At 68.0% G+C, this 21623-nt stretch carries 15 protein-coding genes; 9 read left to right on the forward strand and 6 right to left on the reverse strand.

The annotated features are described in order from the left end of the window. Window positions 1-169: 169 nt before the first annotated feature. The 3 genes from AC5QAB_RS05940 to AC5QAB_RS05950 all read left to right on the forward strand — a co-directional run bounded on the left by AC5QAB_RS05940 (window position 170) and on the right by AC5QAB_RS05950 (window position 7050). Window positions 170-5734: an ESPR-type extended signal peptide-containing protein gene (locus tag AC5QAB_RS05940; protein WP_495233218.1), complete on the forward strand. Its 5565-nt coding sequence runs from the start codon at window positions 170-172 to the stop codon at window positions 5732-5734. A gap of 61 nt (window positions 5735-5795) precedes the next feature. Beyond that, window positions 5796-6638 carry an OmpA family protein gene (locus AC5QAB_RS05945; protein ID WP_049407421.1) on the forward strand — a complete coding sequence of 281 codons (843 nt, stop codon included), beginning with the start codon at window positions 5796-5798 and terminating at the stop codon, window positions 6636-6638. A 148-nt stretch (window positions 6639-6786) separates the two neighbouring features. Further along, a complete protein-coding gene (locus AC5QAB_RS05950; protein WP_223224455.1) occupies window positions 6787-7050 on the forward strand; it encodes a DUF6959 family protein in 264 nt (87 codons plus the stop codon). An 80-nt stretch (window positions 7051-7130) separates the two neighbouring features. Here AC5QAB_RS05950 and AC5QAB_RS05955 read toward each other — a convergent pair whose 3' ends face one another. Then, window positions 7131-7958: a class I SAM-dependent methyltransferase gene (locus AC5QAB_RS05955; protein WP_053494470.1), complete on the reverse strand. Its 828-nt coding sequence runs from the start codon at window positions 7956-7958 to the stop codon at window positions 7131-7133. A 63-nt stretch (window positions 7959-8021) separates the two neighbouring features. Between AC5QAB_RS05955 and AC5QAB_RS05960 the strand changes: the two genes are divergently transcribed. Next, window positions 8022-8429, forward strand: a complete 408-nt coding sequence (locus AC5QAB_RS05960) for a MerR family transcriptional regulator (protein WP_049407425.1) — start codon at window positions 8022-8024, stop codon at window positions 8427-8429. 73 nt (window positions 8430-8502) lie between these two features. On the opposite strand, the gene AC5QAB_RS05965 is transcribed toward AC5QAB_RS05960, so the two are convergent. The 3 genes from AC5QAB_RS05965 to AC5QAB_RS05975 all read right to left on the reverse strand — a co-directional run bounded on the left by AC5QAB_RS05965 (window position 8503) and on the right by AC5QAB_RS05975 (window position 13237). Beyond that, window positions 8503-9219 (reverse strand): MgtC/SapB family protein, encoded by a 717-nt coding sequence (locus tag AC5QAB_RS05965; protein ID WP_495233219.1) that lies wholly within the window; start codon window positions 9217-9219, stop codon window positions 8503-8505. A 101-nt stretch (window positions 9220-9320) separates the two neighbouring features. Next, a complete protein-coding gene (locus AC5QAB_RS05970; RefSeq protein WP_046431088.1) occupies window positions 9321-11093 on the reverse strand; it encodes a chloride channel protein in 1773 nt (590 codons plus the stop codon). A 62-nt stretch (window positions 11094-11155) separates the two neighbouring features. Then, the gene (locus tag AC5QAB_RS05975; protein WP_197561589.1) at window positions 11156-13237 is read right to left on the reverse strand and encodes a TonB-dependent siderophore receptor; all 2082 of its coding nucleotides are present in this window, start codon (window positions 13235-13237) and stop codon (window positions 11156-11158) included. A 131-nt stretch (window positions 13238-13368) separates the two neighbouring features. On the opposite strand from AC5QAB_RS05975, the gene AC5QAB_RS05980 reads away from it, so the two are divergent. Then, window positions 13369-14289 carry a M14 family metallopeptidase gene (locus tag AC5QAB_RS05980; RefSeq protein WP_049407430.1) on the forward strand — a complete coding sequence of 307 codons (921 nt, stop codon included), beginning with the start codon at window positions 13369-13371 and terminating at the stop codon, window positions 14287-14289. Between the two features lie 100 nt (window positions 14290-14389). On the opposite strand, the gene AC5QAB_RS05985 is transcribed toward AC5QAB_RS05980, so the two are convergent. Continuing rightward, window positions 14390-15241, reverse strand: a complete 852-nt coding sequence (locus AC5QAB_RS05985) for a LysR family transcriptional regulator (protein ID WP_049407431.1) — start codon at window positions 15239-15241, stop codon at window positions 14390-14392. Between the two features lie 162 nt (window positions 15242-15403). Here AC5QAB_RS05985 and AC5QAB_RS05990 point away from each other — a divergent pair, with 162 nt between their 5' ends. From AC5QAB_RS05990 to betT, 4 genes are all read left to right on the forward strand, one after another. Beyond that, window positions 15404-15757, forward strand: coding sequence for an SMR family transporter (locus AC5QAB_RS05990; protein ID WP_010485170.1), 354 nt, complete (start codon window positions 15404-15406; stop codon window positions 15755-15757). Then, complete coding sequence (locus AC5QAB_RS05995; protein ID WP_014647443.1) at window positions 15757-16080, forward strand: DMT family transporter; 324 nt, start codon at window positions 15757-15759, stop codon at window positions 16078-16080. The genes AC5QAB_RS05990 and AC5QAB_RS05995 overlap by 1 nt, the downstream gene beginning before the upstream one ends. A 97-nt stretch (window positions 16081-16177) precedes the next feature. Continuing rightward, window positions 16178-16558: a VOC family protein gene (locus tag AC5QAB_RS06000; RefSeq protein WP_046431075.1), complete on the forward strand. Its 381-nt coding sequence runs from the start codon at window positions 16178-16180 to the stop codon at window positions 16556-16558. Between the two features lie 183 nt (window positions 16559-16741). Beyond that, window positions 16742-18721 (forward strand): choline BCCT transporter BetT, encoded by a 1980-nt coding sequence (betT, locus tag AC5QAB_RS06005; protein WP_049407437.1) that lies wholly within the window; start codon window positions 16742-16744, stop codon window positions 18719-18721. A 108-nt stretch (window positions 18722-18829) separates the two neighbouring features. On the opposite strand, the gene AC5QAB_RS06010 is transcribed toward betT, so the two are convergent. Then, window positions 18830-21457 (reverse strand): TonB-dependent receptor, encoded by a 2628-nt coding sequence (locus AC5QAB_RS06010; RefSeq protein ID WP_197557472.1) that lies wholly within the window; start codon window positions 21455-21457, stop codon window positions 18830-18832. Window positions 21458-21623: the final 166 nt, after the last annotated feature.

The raw sequence follows: 21623 nt of genomic DNA on the forward strand, positions 1-21623 counted from the left end.
GCCGCTTCTGCATAAACGGCTGCCGATTCCGGCCGTGGATTTGCCGGAATGCGCGATTGCCGTGCCGGATTGAAGTGCGCCGCCACCGTTGCAACCGCTGAAATGTCAGTCACCTGCCTAACGGCAAGTCCACTGACATTCCAGTTGTTCGCCTACGGGGGAAATGCTCATGAACCGCATCTACCGGCGTGTATGGAACCGCCAGCTCAATGCTCTGGTTGTGGCCTCGGAACTGGCCACCGGCGACAGCGGCGGCGGCGCCGCACGCGATCCGCGCGCCTTCCTGCTGATGCCCACCGCGCTGGTCCTGGCACTGCTGTGCGCGCTGGCCAGCGGCCACGCAGGGGCATCGGAAACCAATCAGTCGCTGCGCGACCTGCAAGCGCTTGCGGCGAAGTATGCGCAGCCGATGCCGGTCAAGGTCGACGCGGAAGTGGCCTTGGCTGCCGCCGCGCGACAGGCGCAGAGCAGCCCCGCGATCAGTGCGGACGCTCGCCTGGGCCTGCAGTTGAACACCACATCGCTGCCGGTGGTGCGTGACGTATTGCCGGCCGCCGTGCAGGTGAAGCTGGCAGCGAACACCACGCCGAAGCAGGTGGCCGTGCCGGCGCTGGCGGCCGATGTACGCGCCACTGTCGGCCTGGGCAACACTGCGATCAAGGCGGCACAGGTGGATGCATCGCTGGCAGCGCACGTTGCGCCGGGCGCGCAGGCGCCGCTGGGCGTGGCTGCCGATGCGCGCGCCAGGGCCAAGGTCGGCATCGCTGGCCATCAGGTCGCTTCGATCGATTCGGGTGCCCAGGCGGCAGCGGGCCTCAGCGGTTCGTCCCTGAAGGCCTCTGTCGACGGCGACACCGACGCGCATCTGGCGGTGGCTGGCCATCACATCGAGGGGCAGGGCCAGGCCCGGGCGACGGCGGCGGTCACGCTGCCGGCCAAGGAGGAACTGCCGGGTGACACGCATGATCGCGCCATCAGTGCCGCGTTCGATGCCGGCGCCGCGGGCAAGGTGCGCGTGCAGGCGCCGGACGGCCAGGAAGTAGTCGCCGATCGCAACCTGAAGCTGGCCGGGCAGGCAACCGTAGCCGCGCAGCACAGCGCGCTGGGCGTCGGCGGTCTGGTGGGCGGAGCAGCGGATGCTGTCGGCGGGGCACTTCACGGTGCCGCGGGTGCGGTCGGTAGCACGGTGGGTGGTGCGCTGAACGGCACCGTTGGCACGGTTGGCGGTGCAGTGGGCGGCGCTCTGAACGGTACTGTCGGAACAGTCGGTGGCGCAGTGGGCGGCGCTCTGAACGGTACTGTCGGAACAGTCGGTGGCGCAGTGGGCGGTGCACTCAACGGCACAGTCGGCGCGGTCGGCGGTGCAGTGGGCGGCACGCTCAACAACACAGTCGGCGTGGTCGGTGGTGCAGTTGGCGGTGCACTGAACGGCACGGCAGGCACAGTTGGCGGCGCCGTGAGCGGCGCGCTCAACAACACGGTCGGTGCGGTCGGTGGTGCTGTGGGCGGAGCTCTGAACGGCACCGTTGGCCAGGTCGGCAGCGCAGTGGGCGGTACGCTCAACAACACGGTCGGCGCAGTCGGTGGTGCAGTTGGCGGTGCTCTGAACGGCACGGTCGGCACAGTTGGCGGCGCAGTCGGCGGTGCACTGAACGGCACCGTCGGTACCGTCGGCGGTGCGGTGGGCGGAGCTCTGAACGGCACCGTTGGCCAGGTCGGCGGCGCCGTGGGTGGCGCTCTGAACGGGACTGTCGGTACGGTCGGCGGTGCAGTGGGCGGCACGCTCAACAACACGGTAGGCGCAGTCGGTGGCGCTCTGAACGGCACTGCCGGTACCGTCGGCAGTGCGGTGGGTGGCGCACTGAACGGCACTGTCGGCCAGGTCGGCGGTGCAGTGGGCGGTACGCTCAACAACACGGTGGGCGCAGTCGGTGGCGCATTGAACGGTACCGTCGGTACCGTCGGCAGTGCGGTGGGTGGCGCACTGAACGGCACTGTCGGCCAGGTCGGCGGTGCAGTGGGCGGCACGCTCAACAACACCGTCGGCACGGTCGGTGGTGCAGTGGGCGGCATTCTCAACGGCACCACCGGTAGCCCCGGCACAGGCCTGGGCGGCGTGCTGGGAAGCACGCTGGGCAACGTCGGCAGCGCGGTGGGCAACCTGCTCAACGGCAATCTCAATGGCACGGTCGGCAACCTGGGCAGCGCCGTGGGTGGCCTGGTGGGTGGCACGCTCGGCAGTCTCGGCCTGACCCAGCCGTCGGCGATCCCGCCGACCAGCCCGAAGGCACCGGCGCCGGCCGACCCGAATGCCGGCCTGATCATCGGCACCGGTGGCCTGGTCGGCAATGTCGGCCAGCTGATCGGGCCGACCACCACCAGCCTGTTCGGCGGCGATGGTTACGTCAGCAACGGCAATCTCAAGCTGAGCAACGCCAACGTGATGCAGACCTATTCGACGGTCAATGTGCTGGGCCTGCCGGTGGTCAACCTGTCGCCGGTCGGCAGCACGCTCAACGGCCTGGGCGGCGCAGCCACGGGTGGCAGCTCGCACCTGACCCTGATCGGTGGCGTCACCTCCGACAGCTACATCTACAACATCAACAACGGCAATCCCGGTGGCCTGCTGGGCCTTCTTCTGCCGACCGATTCGCCGGCGTGGGCGGCCAAGTGCCTGGACATCGCGCTGGCCGACATCTCCTGCTGGGCCGTCAACGCGGCGCAGGACTACCAGGTGCTGATGGGTGACGGCGCCTTCGCCAACGGCTCCAAGGAAGTGGTGATCGGTGCCAACGCACGGCATGAGCTGCCGAAGGTCGATGCCAACGTCGCCTTCCCCGGTGATGGCGTGAACGATCCCAGCAACCCGACCGGCGTGCCGACGGCCGACTATGCCGCGCGCATGGGCCATTCGGTGATCGTCGGCGACAGTGCCGTCGGCACCGCCAACGGGCAGACCCTGCTGGGTGCCGAGTCCACCTCCAACCAGGCCAACTCGGTCGCGCTGGGCTACCGCTCGGCCGCACTGCGTGGCGCGCAGGCCAGCTACAGTGCCTACGGCCTCACGGCGCCGCAGGTCTCGGCCGGTGAAGTATCGGTGGGCACCGCCGGTGGGGGCGAGCGCCAGATCACCAACGTGGCTGCGGGCAGCGGCAACACCGACGCGGTCAACGTAGCGCAGTTGAAGGGGGCCATCAGCCTGATCAATGGTGTGGCCGATGCCGCGGTGACCTACGATCTGGACGCCGGCGGCAATCCGAACTATCGACGGGTCACCCTCGGTGCAGGCACCGGCACCACCACCATCGGCAATCTCGCCGCCGGTGCGGTCACCGCGGGCAGCCTCGAGGCTGTCAACGGTGGCCAGCTGGCGGCCACGAACAGCGCGATCGCCAGCTTCTTCGGTGGTCGTGCAGCCTTTGACCCGGCCAGCGGCATCTTCACCGCACCGCTGTTCGAGATCAGCACGATCTCCACCACCGGCGCCATCGCCCAGGGCCTGTACACCAACGCCACCGATGCCTTCGCGGCGGTGGATGGTTCGCTGGTCAACCTCAACACGCAGATCACCGATATCCGCAACGGCGGTACCAAGTACCTGCGGGTGAACTCGACCGGTACCGAGGCCGTGGCCAGCGGCGCCGATTCGATCGCGGTCGGCACCAATGCGCGGGCGACGGCAGCCAACAGCATCGCAGTGGGTGCGGGAAGCCTTGCCGATCGTGCCAACACGGTTTCCATCGGTGCCGCTGGCGCAGAGCGTCAGGTCATCAACGTGGCGGCCGGTACCGCGGCCACCGATGCGGTCAACGTGGGACAGCTGCAGGCCTCGGAGCAGGGGGCACTGCGCTATGACCTCAACGCCGATGGCAGCGTCAACTATGCCAGCGCCACGCTGGGCCAGGCCGGCACCGCCACCACGCTGCGCAATCTCGGCCCGGGCCAGGTCAGCGCCACCAGCAGCGAGGCCATCAACGGGGCCCAGCTATTCGCCGCCAACCAGGCCGTGGCCACCCACCTCGGCGGTGGTGCTGCGGTCAGCGCCAGCGGCGTGCTGACCGCACCGACGTACTCGATCAACAACGTCGCCGCCAACGGCACCGTGACCAAGGGCAGCTACAACGACGTCGGCACCGCCTTTGATGCGGTCAGCAACTCGCTGGCCAACGTTGCCGACCAGACCGGCGAGATCGACAAGCTGGCCGTGAAGTACGATGTCGACGGCAGTGGCAACGTGCTCAACAGCGTGACGCTGACGGGCACCGGCACCGGCGCGGTGAAGATCACCAACGTCGCCGCCGGCAGCATCCTGGCCGGCAGCAGCGACGCCATCACCGGCGACCAGCTGTTCAGCACCCACAGCACCATCGCCAACTACTTCGGCGGCACCACTGCCTACAACGGCACCACCAACGCGTGGACCGCGCCGACGTTCAGCATCTCCAGCATCGCCACCGATGGCACCTTCACCAGCGGCGATTACAACAACGTCACCGCCGCCTTCACTGCCGTCGATGGCTCGCTGAAGGTCCTCAACCAGCGCATCACCAACGGTGGCGGTGGCAGTGCCTACCTGGCGGTGAACTCGACGGCGGCCGCAGCCACCGCGGCCGGTGCGGAAGCGGTCGCGGTCGGCCCGCAGGCCAGTGCAGCCGGTGCCAACAGCGTGGCGGTCGGCAACGGTGCCAGCAGCAGTGCCGGCAACAGCGTGGCGCTGGGTGCCGGTTCGGTGGCCAGCGTTGGCGCACAGAGCGGCTATACCGGCGCCTACGGCCAGACCGGTGCCAGCAACTCGGCCGGTGAGGTCTCGGTCGGCAGCAGCGGCAGCGAGCGCAAGATCACCCACGTTGCCGACGGCTCGGACACCTACGACGCAACCAATGTCGGCCAGCTGAAGAACGGCGTGAATTACGCCATCGACGAGTCGAAGAAGTACACCGACCAGAAGATCCAGAACATCACCAACGTGGCGGGCAGCTTCCGCGCCAACAACACCAACAACCTGGCCGATCCGTCCGCCAGCGGCGCCAACTCCGCCGCCGGTGGTGCAGGCTCCACTGCCGCCGGTGCCAACTCGACCGCGCTCGGCAATGGTTCACAGGCGCAGGCCGACAACTCGGTGGCATTGGGTGCAGGTTCGGTGGCGAACCGGGCCAACACGGTCTCGGTGGGTGCCAGCGGCGCCGAACGCCAGGTGGTCAACGTGGCCGACGGCTCGCAGGCCACCGACGCGGTCAACGTGCGCCAGCTGCAGGCGTCGCAGCAGGGCACCATCCGCTACGACACCACGGTGAACGGTGCGACCAACTACAACAGCGTCACCCTGGGCAGCACCAGCAGCGGCCCGACCACGGTGCGCAACGTTGCCGCTGGCACCGCCGGTACCGACGCGGTCAACGTGGATCAGCTGAAGTCGGGCATGGCGCAGACCCTTGACTGGTCCAAGGCCTACACCGACGAGCGCATGGGTGGCTTCGAGCGCGACCTGCGCAAGACCGACAACCGTGCTTCGGCCGGTATCGCCTCGGCGATGGCCACCGCAGCGCTGCCGCAGCCCAGCGAGGCGGGCCGCAGCATGGCCTCGATCGCGGCTGGCAGCTACAACGGCGAATCGGGCGTGGCGCTGGGCATCTCCGGTGTCTCCGAAGGCGGGCGCTGGATCTACAAGTTCAGCGGTTCGACCAACAGCCGTGGCGAGGCCGGCGTGGCCGTCGGTGCCGGCATCCAGTGGTGATCCCCGCCGCCGGGCCGCACCCGCGGCCCGGCATCGCGGAAACGTCTACAGGGGGAATGACATGAAACAGCATCGCATCGCCCGCGCCGGCCAACATGCCGCTACGCTGGGCCTGATCCTGGGGATGGGCCTGCTGGCCGCCTGCCGCAGCCATGCGCCGGCCACCGGCGGTCCCGTCGAAGCCACCGCCGTGCAGTTCCCGGAGGCCTCCAGGGCCTCGTTGAAGGAAGGCATCTATCCGGACGTCGCCGACCTGCGCCGCTTCGCGCCGGGCATGAGCAAGCGGCAGTTGTACACGCTGCTGGGCACGCCGCATTTCAATGAAGGCATGTGGGGCGTGCGCGAGTGGAACTACCTGTTCAACTTCCGCACCGCGCAAGGTGCGGAGTATTTCACCTGCCAGTTCCAGGTCCGCTTTGACAGCAAGGGCATCGCCCAGGCGGGTTACTGGAAGCCGGAATCGTGCGCGGCCGTGCTGGAGCCGCCGCGGCCACCGGTCCCGCCGGCACCGGCACCGGCACCGCTGCCGGAACAGCCGCTGCGGCTGTCGGCCGACGCGTTGTTCGGCTTCGACAGCGCGGTGCTGAGCGCGGAAGGGCAGCAGGCGGTGCAGGGCATCCTGGCGCAGGTACGCGAAGCCGCACAGGTGCAGTCGATCAGGGTGACCGGCTATACCGACCGTATCGGCAGCGCCAGCTACAACCAGGCGCTGTCGCAGCGCCGCGCCGAGGCCGTGCGCAGCGCGCTGGTGCAGGGCGGCGTGCCTGCGGCCAGCATCAGCGCCGAAGGACGCGGCGCGGCTGAGCCGATCGTGCAGTGCGGGCAGCGCAACCGGCGCGAGCTGATTGCCTGCCTGGCGCCGAACCGGCGCGTGCAGATCGCCGGGATGGCACAGCCACGTTGACCCTCCTGCGCCGGGGCGGTGCCCCGGCATCCCGAGTCCCCCCTGACCGCCGGCAGGCGTGGCAACGTCTCCCCCGTCGTCCACGCCTGCCTGCGGCTCAGGTCTACAAACGGTGCACGCGATGAATGCCCAATTCCTGCCACTCTCCATGAAGACGGAAGCTACGCTCAGCGTGTACGGCCAGCTCGGCAACCATGCCGTGGTGCGCATCCCGGGCCGGCGCCTGCCCGGCTTGATCCTGCAGGCCGATACCGTGGCAGGGTTCCTGGCCCAACTGCAGGAAGCACAGGCCTGCCTGCGCAGCGGCCGCGCACAGCGCACCGACGCCGAGCTGGACATGCTGATCGACGTGCTGCAGCAGTGGTACGCCTTGATCGAATCGCGCCTGGCCGACGCCGGCGAGGCGCTGTAAAGAAAAAGGGGACGGAGGGGATTAAGTCGTTTCCTGCACACGCGGGGCAAGAACGACTTAATCCCCTCCGTCCCCTTTTCCTACGCGCGGGCGCGGACCAGCCAGCAGGCGGCATCCACGCGTACGCGGTCGCCTTCGATGAACGGCGCGAATGCAGCCAGCGCCTGGTGGCGAAGCACGGCGGCACGGGCTTCCGGCATTGAGCGCAGGGCCAGCCCCAACGGGCCCAGCTGGCCGACATAGGTGGGCAGGTCTTCGCGGGCGATCGAGCAGGGCAGGTCTACCGCAACCACCTCCACATCCTTCCAACCGGCGGCCTGCACAAGCCGCTGTACCCGCCCGCCATCGGCGAAGGCGAACTGTCCCGGCGCGCCGGGTACCCGGGGCGGCAGATCCAGTGCATCGCCGATGGCGCGCTCGGCCGTGGTCATGAATGGATTCTCGTCGGCACTGCGCCAGGCGATGAAGCGCAGCCCAGCGCCGGGTGTCGCGGCACGATGCAGGTTGGCGAACGCGGCCTGGCTGTCCTCGAAGAACATCACGCCCAGCCGCGACTGGATCCAGTCGAAGTGCGCGGACGGCAGAGGATGGCGCTGCGCGTCTGCCACGATGAAGTCCGCGTCCAGTCCCGCAGCCTCGGCGCGCTGGCGGGCCAGCGCCAGCATCGGCGCGGAGATGTCCAGGCCGGTGCTGTGTGTCGCCGGGCGTGCGGCGGCTGATGCCAGCAGGCTGGCACCGGTACCGCAGCCTACATCCAGCAGTTGCGTGACGGTCTCCGGAAGTTCGGCCACCAGCAGGTCGGCCATGGGCTGGAACAGGCCATCGAGAATGGCCTGCTGCGCAACCCAGACCTGGCCGCCAGGACCGTTCCACAGGGCGCTCTGATCAACGGGGGGTGTACGGGTCATGGTCTTGCCTTGCAGGGAAGTCGCCCATAGGTTGGCGCTTGAAGGTCACTTGAGGTCAAGCCCGTGCGTGAACTGGATATCGGCGAAGTGGTCAAGCGCAGTGGCGTGCCGGCCTCGACCCTGCGTTACTACGAACAGCTTGGGCTGCTGCAGGCAGTGGGCCGTCGCGGCCTGCGCCGGCAGTACGACGAGCAGGTGCTGGAGCGGCTGGCACTGATCGGCCTGGGCCAGGCGGCCGGGCTGTCGCTGCAGCAGATCGGCGCATCGCTGCCACCGCAGCGCGGATGCCTTACGCTGGATCGTGAGGCCCTGCTGGCGCAGGCTGATGTGCTGCAGCAGCAGATCATCCAGCTGCAACGGGTACGCCGGCACCTGCAACGTGCGGCGGCCTGCCCGCAGGCACAGGATGCCCGGAAGTGCGGCTCGTTCCGGAAGCTGCTGCGGGCACAGCAGCGCATGGCGGGTGGGTGAGAGAAGCGTATCCACGCATGGCGTGAATCTACTGCAGCACGACCTCGGCAGATCCACGCCCTGCGTGGATGAATCAATCGCGGGTGCTGACTTCCCACGTGGCATGCAGCACCCCCGGCACGTGCTCCATCCGTGCCAGCACCAGATCCAGCTCGTCGGCACTGACCGCGGTACTGACCAGCACCGCGATCACGTCGGTAGGCGCGTCGGCATGTTCGACCACCTGCACATCGCCCACCGGATACTGCGCGGCCTCCAGCGCATCGACCAGTCGCTCGCGTACACGCGGAACTGCTTCGGCATCCACGCTCAGGCGCACTTCGTAGGTGGCTTCGGTCGCCGTCTCGTTGATCGGGATGCGGTTGATCGCATTCACCAGCGGCCGCAGCAGGGTGTTGCCGGCGATGATCAGCACGGTCAGCAGCACGCCCTCGGCCAGCATGTCCGCGCCGGTGCAGCTGCCGACCGCCGCCGAGCACCACAGGGTGGCGGCGGTGTTCAGGCCGCGCACGTTCATGCCTTCCTTCATGATCACGCCGGCGCCGAGGAAGCCTACACCGGAGACCACGTAGGAAATCACCCGTACCGCCTCGGCGCTGCCGGCGATGCGCATGCCCAGGTCGACGAAGGCGGCGGCGCCCACTGCCACCAGCACGTTGGTGCGCAGGCCGGCGGTGCGTTGCCGGTACTGGCGCTCGGCGCCGATCAGCGTGCCCAGCACGAAGGCGGTCAGCAGGCTGACCACGGTGTCGGCGAAGGGGCCGGCCTGGAAGGTCTCAATGAAGCGCATGGCCGGAGTCTACCCGGTCGAGGTGACAGTAGATCCACGCCATGCGCGGATTTCGAAAGTGTCAGAAACGACTTAATCCCCTCCGTCCCCTTTTTGCGGGGTCAGTCGGTGTCGTCGACGCGCTCGCCCATCAGTTCGCGCTGGCGCTTGTCCAGTTCCTCGGCGTAGCGCTTGCGGACGAAGGCTTCAGAGACCACGCCCAGGACCTGGCCGTCGGCGGCGACCACGGCCAGTTCATCGGCCTGGGTCTGGTCGAAGCGCTGCATCACGCTGACCACGTCCGCGGCCGGTGACAGTGACACGTCCCGGTTCTCGGCCAGCTCGCCGATCATGGTCTCCGGCTTCACGCCGTCGCCGTAGACGCGCGGAATCTGCACGATGCCTGCGTAATGGCCTTCGCTGTCGATCAGGATCACCCGGCTGCCCGAACCCAGCGGGAAGCGCTGGCGGAACGTGGCGGCATCGAGATCGGCCGGCGCGGTAGCCACGCCCTTGCGCATCAGCCGGCCGGCGTTGAGGTTCTGCACCCAGCCCACGTCGCGTGCGCTCTTGATGGTCTCGCCGCGCAGGTGCATGCGCCAGGTCGAGAACGAATAACCGAACCACTGCCGTACCAGCGTGCTGGAGACCAGCACCGCACTCATCACCACGCTGGTCAGCAGGAAGTCGTGGGTGCCTTCCAGCACCAGCATGGCCATGGTCATCGGTGCGCCGACCACGGCGGCGGCCAACGCTGCCATGCCAGCCAGCGCGGCGGACGTGGCGTCGATCACCGGCACACCAGTGGCCATCGCCAGCAGGCCGGCGAACAGGGCGCCGACCAGGGTGCCCATGAACAACGAGGCGAAGAACAGGCCGCCGCGGAAACCAAACCCGAGCGAGATGCCCGAGGCCAGGCACTTCAGGGTCAGCAGGCCGCCGATCCAGATCAGCGGCAGGTGCGTGGTCAGGTCCAGGTGCAGCGCGCCATGGCCGGACGACAGCACCTGCGGGCTGGCCAGGGCCAGCGGAATCAGCAGCAGGCCGCCCACCACCGGCCGACCCCAGGCAGGCAGCGGGCTGCGCTTGACCGTGCCTTCGATCGAGGCGATCAGCCGCATCACCGCGATGCCGACCATCGCGCAGCAGCAGCCAAGCAGGCCGTAAATGGCGTAGTCGGCGGCGCGGACATCAATCGTCGAGGCAGCCGGCAGCAGGTAGGGCTCGATGCCGGCCTGGTCGGCCACGAATGCACCTGCCAGCGCGGCCACCGCCACCGGCGCCAGTGCGGCCGGGGTGTAGGCGCCGATGACGATCTCGAAGGCGTAGAACGCGCCGGCCAGTGGCGCCCCGAAGGCGGCCGCGATGGCACCGGCGGCACCGGCGCCGACCAGGATGCGCACGTCGTTGCGGCGCAGGCGCATCACCCTGCCCAGCTGCGAGCCGCTGCCCGCTCCCATCTGCGTATACGAAGCCTCCAGCCCGACCGAGGCGCCGCAGCCATTGGACAGCAGGGTCTGGGTCAGCACGATGAGGTTGTCGCGCATCGACATGCGCCCGCCATGCAGGGCATTGGCTTCGACCGCATCGAGCAGGGGCCGCTTGAGCCGGGTCGCGGCCAGGCTGACCAGGCCGACCAGCAGGCCACCCAGCGGCAGCACCAGCAGTGCGGTCCAGGTCAGCGCGGGCAGGGAGCTCAGGCGCATGCCGTCGTCGAGCCCGTACAGGGTGCCCTGCAGCCAGCGTGCGATGCCGGACTGCAGCAGGGTCAGGTAGCCGGCGATCAGGCCGACCAGCAGGGCAAGCGCGATGAACCACAGGTCGCTGCCGCGCAGGCGCAGGCGCAGGCCCTGGAAGGCCAGATGCAGGCGCGATGGCGAAACAGGCAGTGACATGGTGGCGGCATGATACGCCGCCACCGTGGTCGCCGCCGTCACTGCATCGGGCGGTTACCGCGTCAGAAGCGGTAGCGGCCCTGCACGTAGAAGGTGCGTGGCGCAGCCACCATGCGGCCGGCGTTGCCATCGACGTTGCGGGTGTACCAGCGCTTGTCGGTCAGGTTGTTCACGCCCAGCGCGATCTCGCTGTCGTCCAGCCCCGGCACCTGCCAGGCCACCTGCGCGTTCCACAGGCGCACGCCCGGCACGCGGCCCACGCGCGCGTCAGCGGTTTCTTCCCAGGTGTTGGCGGCATCGGAGAACTGGCCGCTCTGATGGGTGCTGGAGACATTGAAGGTCCAGCCGGCCAGTGCGTAGCGGGCGCCGACGCTGTCGGTGTCGCGCGAGTAGAAGGGCACGTCCAGGCCGCGGTTGTCACCGGACTGCTGGATCGCCTGGGTCCAGGTGTAGTTGGCGTACAGCTCCAGTCCGGCCAGCGCACTGTCCTCGGCGAAGTGGTACTCCAGCGCGCTCTCCACGCCCTTGTGGTCGGTGGCGCCGATGTTCTGGAAGGTCGGTGGGGTGATCCCCGGCACCTGCAGGATCTGGTTGTCGAAGCGCATCTTGAACACGGTCACTTCCGCGCGCAGTGCGCCGTCCTGCCAGCGCGCGCCCAGTTCGGCGGTCTTTGCCACTTCCGGTTTGAGCGGATTGCTGGCGGTCTGGGAATTGAGCTGGATGTTCTGCACCGGCCCGAACGAGGTGGTGTAGTTGCCGAACACAGTCAGCCGCGGCGTCAGCAGGTAGGCGATGTTGAGCGAGGGCAGGGCCTTGTCGTTGCGGCTGCTGAAGGTCGCCGTGCCACCGGCCTGGCGGCGGTCCATGTCGATCCATTCCATGCGCACGCCCGGGGTGATCCGCCACTGGCCGATCGCGATGCGGTCGTCGATGTAGAACGCATGGGCATCGGTCGCGTTGTCGAAACGGGTGGTGGCACTGGCCACGCCGGTGCGGCGGCTGACGGTGTAACTGCGGTCGTTGCCGCGCTCGCGCAGGAAGCGGTAGCCGGCGGTGATGTCGTGCACGCTGGCGCCCCAGTGCAGGCGCTGGGTGTAGCGCGGCTCGATGCCAAGCACGCGGTAATCGCGCGGCTGCACGGTCAACTGGGTATTGGCCGTGTTGATCAGCGAGCTGGCGCGGCTGCTTTCGTTGTAATAGGCCAGCACCTCGAACTCGCTGTTGGCCGACAGCGTGTTGGTGTAGCCCAGGTCGATGCCGGTGCGGTGGCCCTTCCAGAAATCGGTGGAGCGGGTGTTCTGGAACGGGTCGGCCTCGTATTGCGCGCGGGTCAGGCCGCCCGGGGTCAGCGAGCGCACATCGTAGTACGACAGCTTGGCACGCAGTTCCTGCTGCGCGTCGATGGCATAGGCGAACTTCAGCGCCAGGTCGTTGAAGCGGTCATCGCTGCCCTGGCGCCAGCCACGCCCGTCCTGGCCGGAGTACAGCAGGGCCGCGCCCAGGCCGTTGTCGCCGGTACCGCCGAGGAAGGCGTTGTACTGGGTGCTGTCACCGCCGCCATGGTCGTAGGCGGTGTAGCGCACGCCCGCTTCGCCGTGCAGGCCTGCCTCGGTGGGGATGGCGCGGGTGCTGAAGTTGATGATGCCGCCCACGTTCTGCGGGCCGTAGCGCACCGCGCCGCCGCCGCGCACCACGTCGATCGATTCGATGTTGGACAGGCTGGTCGGCGCGAACGACAGCTGCGGCTGGCCATACGGCGCCACCGCCAGCGGCACGCCGTCCAGCAGTACGGTCGAGCGCGGCGAGTAGCGTCCGGTCAGGCCGCGCACGCCGATGTTCAGCGAGACCGAGCTGCCGGCCGTGCCGGAGTTGTCGGTGACCTGCACGCCGGGGATGCGGCGCATGGCATCGCCGATGCTGGCCGCGCCGCTGGCCTCGATGCGCTGGCGGTCGACCACCGTGCGCGCGCCGGCGAAGCTCTTGACGCTGTCATGCAGGCCGGTGCCCAGCCAGCTGCCGGACACCTGGATGCTGTCCAGCGTTGTGGCGCCGTCCTGGGCGAAGGCACGGGTGGCCGGGAGCAGGCACAGGGCGAGGGCGGCAGCCAGGGGCAGGCGGGCCGGTTGCAGGGCGTGGATGGGCATCGATGCGGGTTGTGGAAGGTCGTAAATGAGAATTATTGCTGATTCCATTCGCTATTGGAATGCGCCTCCGGTTCATACCGATGCCCCGGTGGTAGAGTGGGCGATTGCTTCCTGACTCGCCGAGATCCGCCATGTCCCAAGCCGCCTTCTACCCCGTCGGAACTCCTGGCCAACCGTGGGGAGCGGCGGAACGGGAGCTGTGGCGTGGTCGCCAGCAGCGCCTGCGTCGCTATGACCAGGAGGTGCTGCCGCGCATCGAGGCGCTGGCCTCGCGTTTCGACAAGGTGGCCTATGGCCAGCTCGACTACGCTGGCGAGACCTATACGTTGTTCGCCCTGCGCAGCCGCGACTGGAACCCGGCGCTGCCCGCCGCGCTGGTTACCGGTGGCGTGCACGGCTATGAGACCAGTGGCGTGATGGGCGCGCTGGAGTTCCTCGAGAAGCACGCCGCCGACTATGCCGGCAAGGCCAACCTGATGGTGGCGCCGTGCGTGAATCCGTGGGGCTTCGAGCGCATCAACCGCTGGAACTTCGATGCGATCGACCCGAACCGCAACTTCCGCGCCGATGGCCCGGCCCGCGAGTCGACTGCGCTGATCGAGCTGATTGCACCGATCAAGGGCCAGTTCGTGCTGCACATCGACCTGCACGAGACCACCGACAGTGATGAAAGCGAGTTCCGTCCGGCGCTGGCCGCGCGTGACGGCAAGCCGTTCGAGCCGGGCCTGATTCCGGATGGCTTCTACCTGGTGGATGACAGCGAGGCCCCGCAGCCGGCCTTCCAGCAGGCGGTGATCGCTGCGGTGGAGAAGGTCACCCACATTGCCCCCGCCGACGACAAGGGCGAGATCATCGGTTCGCCGGTGGTCGCCCATGGCGTGATCGAGTATCCGCTGGTGAAGCTGGGCCTGTGCGCCGGCATTACCGGCGCGAAGTACACCACCACCACCGAGGTCTACCCGGACAGCCCGCGGGCAACCCCGCAACAGTGCAACGACGCACAGGTGGCAGCGGTGTGCGCGGCGCTGGATTACGCGCTCGCCCATCGCTGACAGATAAAAAGGGGACGGAGGGGATTAAGTCGTTTGTGCCCCAGTACCGCCGGGGCACAAACGACTTAATCCCCTCCGTCCCCTTTTTCCGTCCCCTTTTTCACCCCAACGCGTCGGCCCACCAGAGTGCGGCTGGGCCTGGCGGCGTGTCGCGTCGCCACAGCAGGTCGCTGTGGATGCGCCGCGGCCAGCCCGGCAGCACCAGTTCCACCAGCCGCCCACGGTCATAGCGCTGCACCAGCGCCCGCGGCAGTTCGGCCCAGCCGATGCCGTCCTCGGCCATCTCCATCACCATCAGGTAATCGGTGGCGGTCCACGCGAGGCCGGTGACCAAGCGGGTCTGATCGACTTCCGCGCTCAGGCGCACCTGCCGATGCCGTGCCAGTTGTGCGGCGGCGCGACGCCCGGCGCTGGCCAGCGGGTGTCCGCGCGCCACGTACACCGACAGTTCGCTGTGGTGCGCCAGCGGCCGCGCCACCAGCCCATCGGGATAGCGCTCCTGCCTGGGCAGCAGGCCCAGCGCGGCGCGGCCGCTGCTCACCCGTTCCAGCACGTCCTCGCCTTCGGCATCCAGCCACTCCAGCTCGATCTCCGGGAACGCTTCGGCGAAGCGCTGCAGGATCCGCTGCTCGGGATCCAGCTGGTAGACATCGGAAAACACCACGGTCAGGCGCGGCTCGACCGGCGCGGACAGGCGCACGCTCAACTGCTGCAGGCGCGCATCGGCGGCCAGGATCTCCTGTGCGTGGCCCAGCACCTGGCGCCCGGCCTCGGTCAGCCGCGGGTAGCGCCCGCTGCGGTCGAACAGGCTCACGCCGAGGTCGGCTTCCAGGTGGGCAATGGCGGTGCTGACCGTCGACTGGGTCTTGCCCAGCCGCCGTGCCGCGGCCGAGAACGAGCCCAGCGCGGCGGCTTCCACGAAGGCCTGTAGGGATTCAGGGGAATAGGGCATTGATCCATCGCTCCTGTCGATGGAATCCATTTTGATACCACCGTAAAAGGCGATGATACTAACCACCGTCGCCCCTGTCTGCGAGGGGCGTTCCGGACCCTCCACGCGCGGCGTGGATCCATTGATGAGGCGGCGCGGTCCCCGTCCTGCAAGGAGTTTCACATGTCCCGTACTGTTCCCGCCCGTGGCGCGCTGGTCGCCTGGGCCTGCCTGACCGTGGCGATCGTCGCCGAAGTGGTCGGCACCTCGTTCATGGCCCACGCCGCCCGCGATGGCGGCTGGACCGGTTATCTGATCATGGCCGGTGCGCTGGCGCTGTCCTACTTCTTCCTGGCGCAGTCGGTGCGTCGCATCGCGGTGGGCGTGGCCTACGCGGTGTGGGAAGGCCTGGGCCTGACCCTGCTGACCGTGGTCGGCCTCACCGTGTTCGGCGAGAGCCTGTCGCTGCAGCAGCTGGCCGGCCTGGTGCTGGCGGTGGTGGGCATCGTCTGCGTCACCCTCGGGGAGGCACACTGATGAATACCTTGGCTCTGTTTTTCGTGATCTGTTCGGCGCTGATCGATGTCGCCGCGAACATGATGGTGGCCAAGTCGGAAGGCTTCCGCCGCTGGCGCTGGGGTGTCGCTGCGATCGTCATGGTCTGGATCGCCTTCGCCCTGCTGGGCCAGGCGGTGCGTTACATGGACCTGGCCACCGCCTATGCGATGTGGGGTGCGATCGGCGTGATCGGAACCGCCACCTGCGGACGCCTGTTGTTCGGCAACCGCCTGCGTCCGATCGGTTGGATCGGCATCGGTCTGGTCACTGCGGCGGTGCTGCTGCTCAGCACCGCCAAGTAGCAACGGGTCTTTTCGCGGGCGTGGCGGCACCGGTGCGGGCGATTTGCGAAGTCGCCCGCGCTCGCCGACACTGCGGCTTTCCACAAGGAGTGCCCGCATGTTCAGCCACATCACCGTTGGAACGAACGACATGGACGTCGCGCATCGCTTCTACGATGCCCTGTTCGCCGCGATGGGGGCACGTCCGGGTGTGTTCGACGAAAAGGGTCGGCTGCTGTACTTCAAGGATGGGCGGATGTTCGGCGTGACCGCGCCGATCGATGGGCAGCCAGCGTGCCATGCCAACGGCGGCACCATCGGTTTCAGTCTGGGCAGTGCAGAGGCCGTGCGTGCCTGGCAGGAAGCTGGCGTGGCTCACGGTGGCACCGCAATCGAAGATCCGCCCGGCGTCCGCAACATGTCCGGTCGGCAGGTGTTTCTGGCCTATCTGCGTGACCCGGATGGCAACAAGCTGTGTGCGGTGCATGTAATGTCGTGATCGGACAGGACGCGCGTGGCCGCGGCGCGGCCCGCGCGGGCAAGGTTGCGCTCCGGCGCGCGCGTGATAACACGGAATGGTGGGCCGGGCCTGTGACCACAGGCCGCAACTTCATGCTCTGTCCACTGCGGTTCAGCCAGAATCGGTCGGCTAACCCTTTGATCTACCGGAGAACGCCGCCCCATGGATGTACTGGAGCCGCAACAATCCCCGGTGCGCACCCTTCGGCCTGTGTTCGCCTTCGCGGCGATCGTTGTCGTGGCGTTCGCGCTGTTCGTCAGCCTGTTTCCGCTCGGTGCGGGCCGCCTGCTGGTCAAGGCGCAGGACTGGGCCGCACTCAATGTCGGCTGGTACTACCTGCTGGCGATGACCCTGTACTTGGTGTTCGTGGTCGGTGTGGCGCTGTCCAAGTATGGTGGCATCAAGCTCGGCGCCGACCATGATGAGCCGGAGTTCAGTTATCTTTCCTGGGCCGGCATGCTGTTCGCCGCCGGCATCAGCATCACCCTGTTCTTCTTCTGCGTCTCCGAACCGCTGACCCACTACCTGCAGCCGCCGCAGGGCGAACCGGCGGCGGGCGAGGCCGGCGCGCGCCAGGCCATGCAGCTGCTCTTCCTGCACTGGGGCCTGCATGGCTGGGGCGTGTTCGCACTCGCAGCGATGGCGATGGCCTACTTCGCCTATCGCCACAACCTGCCGCTGGCGCTGCGCTCGGCGCTGTATCCGCTGATCGGCAAGCGCATCAACGGGCCGATCGGCTACACCGTGGACGCGCTGGGCATCGTCGCCACCGTATTCGGCATCGGCGCCGACATGGGCTTCGGCGTGCTGCACCTCAACGCGGGCCTGTCGCACCTGTTCAACATCCCGCACTCCAACCTGGTGCAGATCATCCTGGTGGTCAGCATGATGGGCGCGGCGGTGGCCGTCGCGGTTTCAGGCGTGGAGAAGGGCGTGCGCTGGATGGCCAACATCAACATGCTGCTGGCGATCGCGCTGGTGCTGTTCATGCTGTGCGCCGGCCCCACCCAGTACCTGCTGAGTACGCTGATGCAGAACCTGGGCGACTACCTGGGCAGCGTGGTCGGCAAGAGTTTCGATGTGTACGCCTATGGCGGCCGGCCGGAATGGCTGGGCGGTTGGACGGTGTTCTACTGGGCCTGGTGGATCGGCTGGGCGCCGTTCGTCGGCCTGTTCATCGCGCGCATCTCGCGTGGCCGCACCATCCGCGAATTCGTGTTCGGCGTGCTGCTGATCCCGCTGGGCTTCACCCTGGCCTGGCTGTCGATCTTCGGCAACAGCGCGCTGGACCAGGTGCTGCACCACGGCCAGCAGCAGCTGGCGCAGCTGGCGGTGGATGACCCACCGACCGTGCTGTATGCACTGCTGGATGGCTACCCGTGGAGCCGCACGGTGATCGCGGTGACCGTGCTGGTCAGCTTCATCTTCTTCGTGACGTCGGCTGATTCGGGGGCGGTGGTGTTGTCCACGCTGTCCTCGCACGGCGGCGCGCCGGAGGATGATGGTCCGCGCTGGCTGCGCGTGTTCTGGGGCACGGTGATCGCGGTGCTGACCGCCGGGCTGCTGCTGGCCGGCAGCATCGATGCACTGAAATCGGCGGTGGTATTGGCCTCGCTGCCGTTCTCGGCGGTGCTGCTGCTGATGATGTGGGGCCTGACCCGCGCCTTCAGTGACGAATCGCACCGCAAGCGCGCGCTGCAGTACCGGCCCTCGCCGCTGATCGGTGACGATCGCCACCATCAGGGCTGGCGCCAGCGCCTGAGCCAGGCCATGCACTTCCCGGTGCGCGACCAGGTCTACCGCTTCATGGATGACACGGTGAAGCCGGCGATGGAAGCGGTGGCCGAACAGCTGCGCGGGCAGGGCTGGGACGTCGCCACGCGCTTCGAGGCCGGCGACATGGAGCTGACAGTGAACCATGGCGAGCAGCAGGATTTCCTGTACCGGGTGATCCTGAGTGGCTACCTGACCCCGTCGTTCGCCGCGCAGCAGCTGCGCAACCAGCGCTACTACCGCGCGGAAGTGCATCTGTTCGAAGGCAGCCAGGACTACGACCTGGTCGGCTACAGCCGCAAGCAGATCATCAACGACATCATCAGCCAGTACGAACGGCACCTGCAGTTCCTGCACCTGAGCCGGTAATACACGACCGCCGGGCATTCCCCCGGCGGTCGGTGGATTCGATGGTAGTGCCGGCCGCTGGCCGGCAACGCGAACGGGGCGGCCCATCACCGCCGCCCCGTTGGCCCATCAGAACCGGTAGCGCGCCCCCAGCGAGACGAACTGCCCGCGCAGGTTGTACTGGCTGATGTCGAAGCCGTTGGAGCCACCGGCCGGGTCGAACGGCGGATCCTTGTCGGTCAGGTTCAGCACCGACAGCGACAGCGTGGTGTTGGGAATACCTTCGTAGGCCACGTACAGGTCCAGCTGGTGATACGGCTTGATGCGGTCGCGCAGGCCCGGGTTGCTGGTCGCCGTCGCCACACGCTGGTCATAGCCGCTCACGTACTGCAGGCTCAGCGTGCTGCTCCAGTCGCCCACCGCCCAGTTCAGCGAGGTGGTGCCGCGGGTGCGCGGCAGTGCGCCGTGGCGGTTGTTGCCGGCGCCGTCATACGGTGCCTGGCCGGCCACCAGCGGCTGCTTGAAGCTGAGCAGGTGGGTCCAGCTGCCGGCCACGGTGAAGTTGCCCCAGCCCTCGGTGCGGAAGGTGTGGTTGGCATCCAGGTCCAGCCCGGAGGTGGTCAGTTCGCCCTGGTTGGCGTACTGGTTGGTGATGAACTGGATGCGCCCCTGCGCATCACGCTGTACACGGCCGGGGAACAGCGTCGGGTTGTCGACGATGAACTGCGCGCTGTCCGGCTTGACCAGGTTGTCCTGCTCGATGCGGTACCAGTCCAGGCCGATGCTGGTATCGCCATCCGGCGACCACACCGCGCCCACGTTGAAGTTGCGCGAGCGTTCGGCCTTCAGGTCCGGGTTGCCGGTGCGGATGTTGGTCACGCCACGGCTGCCACCGGGCTGCAGCGGATCCAGCGGATCGATCACCGAGCCGTAGCTGACGGTCTGGCCCGGCGCGATTTCCGGCAGCGAGGGGGCGCGGAAGCCGCGCGAGAACGAACCGCGCAGCAGCAGGCTGTCCAACGGCTGCCAGCGCAGCGCCAGCTTCGGCGAGAACGCCTTGCCGAAATCATCGTAGTGGTCGCCGCGACCAGCCACCTGCAGCTCAAGCGTGCGGTGCAGCGGCACGCTCAATTCGGCGTAGGCGGCGCTGACCTGACGCTCGCCGTTGACCACGTTGATGGCCGGACGCAGTTCGGTGCCCGACAGCACCTGTGCGCTGGTGCGCGCATCCAGTGACTCCTTGCGGAACTCGGCACCCCAGGCGAAGCCGACCGCACCGGCCGGGAGGTCCCACAGCGAGGTCGAGGCCTTGACGTTCAACGCGTGCAGCTTGTACCAGCCTGGCCGCTTGGTCTGCAGGCGCAGTGCATCCAGCGCGCCCGGCGTGGCGGACGGGTTGAGGAAGTTGTAACTGCCATCGCGCAGGATCTGTTCGAACGCGTAGCGGTTGACGAAATTGTCGACGTACTCGCGCTGCGCGCTCTGCGAGGTCAGCGCCGCCACTTCCCAGTCCCAGCGCTCGCCGCTGCCACGCACGCCGGCCAAGGCGCGGTAGAACACCTGGGTGTTGTCCTTCAGGCGCGGGCCGAGGTCGAAGAACGTGTACTCGAACGGCAGCGGCGTGCTGCCCGGGTTGTTCGGGTGGCCGACCGGCAGCACCGCCGGCACGTCGATAAGCGTGCCGGTGGCCGGGTTGTAGGCACGCAGGCCAGGGCCCACGGTGAGCGGCGCGCTGAAGATCTGGTCGGCCTTGTTGTGGCTGTACAGCACATCGGCGAAGGCTTCGACGCTGTCGTTGAAGCGGTAGGTCGCGCTCAACGACGCCTGCAGGCGCTCGGCGCCGGGCTGCAGGGTCTTGAACGGCTGCGCGTTGAAGGCGCAGGCCTGGCCGGGCAGGGTGCTGCCGAAGTCGCTGTACGGGCGCAGCTGGCTGCCGTCGGGGCAGTTGGCGAACGGCTGCGGCGCGCGTGGGTTGGACAGCCAGTTGCCACCGGCGGTGGACCAACCGGCCAGGCGGCCGCCGGGCTTGTCGCGGAAATCGCCGCTGCGGGTGTAGGCACGCTGGTCGGCGTCGAGGCGATCACGCTTGAGCAGGTCCAGCCCGAACAGCACGTTCCAGCCCTGCTGTTCGAGGTCACCGAAGCCAGCCAGCAGGTTGGCCTTGCGCTCGTTCAGGCCGCCTTGGGTGGCGGTACCGAAGCCGCCGCCGACTTCCACGCCCTGGAAGTTCTTTCGCAGGATGATGTTGATGACGCCGGCGATGGCATCGGAACCGTACACCGCCGAGGCGCCATCCTTCAGCACTTCGATGCGTTCCACTGCGCTGATCGGCAGCGCGTTGAGGTCGACGAAGGTGTCCTGGGTGTTGAGCGCGAAACCGAAGTTGGAGACGCGGTAGCCGTTGACCAGCACCAGCGTGTTCTTCGGAGACAGGCCGCGCAGGCCGATCGATGCAGAACCGGCGGCGAAGCTGCCGGTGTACTGCTCGTCGAAACTGTTGCCGGCATTGGCCGACAGGTTGCGCAGCACGTCGGTGAGGGTGGAGCGACCGGTCTGCTCGATCTGTTCGCGGCTGACGATCTGCACCGGGTTCGGCCCGGCGGTGTCGCTGCGCTTGATGTTGGAGCCGGTCACCAGCACGGTGCCCAGGGTGGTGCTGTCCTTGCCGGCATCGGCGGTTTCAGCGGCGCCGGCAGCGCCGGCGGTGAGGCCCAGCGCGATCGCGCCGGCAAGCAGGTTCAGGGTGGTGCGGTACATGGAAGCGACAACGCCGAACGGGGGAGGAGCCGTCAGTACCGCATGCAGGCAAGTACGCCTTCCAATGACGAAAGCGCATTCAGTTATACATCACAGGTTCTTAACGAACCGACTCGATGGGTGCGGACCGTTGGTCCGCACTCCTCCCGGGGGTCAGGTCCCTTTC

The sequence above is a fragment of the Stenotrophomonas sp. YJH_SMC_127 genome (assembly GCF_059372445.1).